At 43.3% G+C, this 1,011-nt stretch carries 2 protein-coding genes; one reads left to right on the forward strand and one right to left on the reverse strand.

Going from position 1 to position 1,011, the window contains the following annotated elements:
- Positions 1-318 (forward strand): CZB domain-containing protein (locus A3763_RS21230; protein WP_197483030.1); only part of this gene is annotated, 318 nt, incomplete at its 5' end.
- Positions 319-549: 231 nt separating this feature from the next.
- On the opposite strand, the gene A3763_RS21235 is transcribed toward A3763_RS21230, so the two are convergent.
- Positions 550-1,011, reverse strand: a 462-nt coding sequence (locus tag A3763_RS21235; protein ID WP_197483031.1) for an OmpA family protein, incomplete at its 5' end; no start/stop codon positions are given.

The following is a 1,011-nucleotide window of genomic DNA, read 5'->3' on the forward strand; positions in this document are numbered from 1 at the left end:
ATTGTGTGGGTAGATAAGGTTATCCGTTTTGCATTATTTGGACAAAACAGCGTACAAGAGAGTGAGCTAAAAGATCATACCCAATGTCGCCTTGGGAAATACCTAATGTCTGATAAAGGACAGCAGCTAAGTTCCAAGAGTCGCTTCAAAGAGCTTTATGAAGATGTTCATCCGAAAGTACACGCTAAGGGCATAGAAATCTATAAGGTCGCACGAGCAGGCGCTGAACCATTATCTCTGCAGGGTGCAGTTGAAGAGCTTATTGGCTTATCAGATAGCGTATTGGATATTCTTAATGAATTTATCCAGCACCGTTAGAATTTCTTAGACCTTGCAATATTACCTCTGTTTCAGAAGGTGAAAAACAGCCCGCCAATATGAGGCTTGTGGCGCTTCGAAATGCTTGCTTTAGATCTCGCCGGCAATGCTAGGTTTAGGTCTGCTTTCAAAAGCAAAAAAAGTGGCGTATTAATCATAGCAACAAATTTAGCGACGCTAAGCTTCATCTATTTTTTTGCACAACTGCAAATTCAAAGCTTAGCTAAAGCACTATTTCTCTAGCTTCAAAAGCACCCTGCGATTCAGCTCTTGCGCCTGAGCCGAGTCTTCTTTTCTGGCTGGTCTAGAGTCACCATAGCCTTTAGCACTGATACGAGCTTCTGCGACTCCCTCAGAAATAAAGAAGTCCATTAAGGTTTCCGCGCGTCTTTCGCTTAGTTCCTGCTCGGAGGTGATTTCGCCATACAAGGATGCATAGCCATTTGTGTGAACCTCAATAACAATTGGCTTTGCTTGCTTTCGAAGCTCTGGTAGCAAGCTATCCAAAATAGACGCCCCTGAACGAGCCAAGTCATAAGACCCTGCATTAAAAAGAACACGAGAACTAAGTTGCAAGCTTAGGTAGGGTTCAGAATCTTCTATTTGAACATGCTGTTTTAAGTTTCCTGTATTGATAAGCGTGGCGAGTACTGAAGCATCAAGTTCGCCACCCTCTTGGCCAATACCGGTCAA

The sequence above is a fragment of the Oleiphilus sp. HI0128 genome, assembly GCF_001635365.1.